This window comes from Pseudomonas sp. R62 (assembly GCF_000257605.1).
Classification (GTDB): Bacteria; Pseudomonadota; Gammaproteobacteria; order Pseudomonadales; family Pseudomonadaceae; genus Aquipseudomonas; species Aquipseudomonas atacamensis.
In genome coordinates this window covers 335,388-336,606 of sequence record NZ_JH635999.1, presented here as the reverse complement: position 1 = coordinate 336,606, position 1,219 = coordinate 335,388, and the positions used below count along the sequence as shown (strand labels likewise).

Sequence of the window (1,219 nt, the reverse complement as noted above, 5' to 3'; positions counted from 1 at the left end):
CCGATGCTCGGGCGCCACCAGCCAGGCCAACAGTTGCGGATTAAGCCCGGTGCGTTCACGGGCCTCGGGAAAACGCCGCTTGATAGCGATGAAATGATTGTCCAGCTCGGGCAACGCCAACGGCCGGTCCAGACGCAGCACTTGTCCGGTGAACGTGGCGCTGCCGGCATTGCCGAACGCTGCCCAGACTTCATCCAGTTTGACTTTTAATTCATACACCGGTGGCGCCAGCGGCTCATCGGTGCGCAGCAGGCGCCAATACATCTCGGCGCCGTTGCCCGGTGCCAGATCGCCAACCACTTGATAACGCACAGGCCCTTCGGCACGCAGATTGGTGCCGGTGTCGAGATAGCCGCGCAAGCCGCGCCCACGATGGGCGATGTCGAGAAACAGCTCCAGGCCTTGCGCCGGCAGACCATCAAGCCCCGCCGCCGCACCGGTAAAGCGAATGTCCCAGACCCCACGCAAATTGTCCGCCAGCTGTTGCCCGGCGGTGTCCGCCAGATCGACCGTGGCCTCGCCCGGGGTGATCGGAAACTCCTCGCGAGTCAGTTCACGATGTGCATAAAAAGCGGCAGGCAGCGCGGCGCCCGTGAGTGCCATGCCCGCCATGAACCAGCGTCGAGAGATCGTCATTGCCCTACCTGTGTCAGCCATGAAGCAGGCTTTATCCAAGCTAGAACGTTTGCTCGGCGGGGAAATTTACGCCGCTGGTAAAACATCGCGACGGTGCCGCCGGGCATTTGTAACGCGCGCCTAAATTAGCCACCCGGCCACTCGTTCTTCCCAGATAGCAAAGGCCCCTGCGCCTGTACCTCGACGGCGAACCTGAATGAGATGGCAATGACAAAACCGCGTTGGAAAAAGGCTCTATTCATCGGCCTGCCGCTGGCCCTGGCGATCAGTGCCGGCGCAGGATTTCTGGCCTGGGATTACCTGAACAACCCCGGCTACCCGGTGAAGGTGATGAAACAGGCGACTGAATTGCAGGATCGCCTGCTGTCGTTCGACAGCCACATCACCGTGCCGCTGAGTTTCGGCAGCCACGACCACGAAGCCGACAAGGATGGCTCGGGCCAGTTCGACCTGGTCAAGGCCAATCGTGGGCGCTTGTCCGGCGCGGCGTTGACGGTGTTCGGCTGGCCGGAAATGTGGAACGGCCCGAACGCCCCGCACCGTCCCACCGAGGGTTTTGTCGAAGAAGCGCGCAATCAGCAGG

At 62.1% G+C, this 1,219-nt stretch carries 2 pseudogenes; one reads left to right on the top strand and one right to left on the bottom strand.

The window, feature by feature from the left end:
- A pseudogene (locus OQK_RS31500) lies at positions 1–636 on the bottom strand (PvdJ/PvdD/PvdP-like protein); the annotation flags it as partial.
- Between the two features lie 207 nt (positions 637–843).
- Between OQK_RS31500 and OQK_RS19770 the strand changes: the two are divergent.
- Positions 844–1,219: pseudogene (locus tag OQK_RS19770) on the top strand (membrane dipeptidase); the annotation flags it as partial.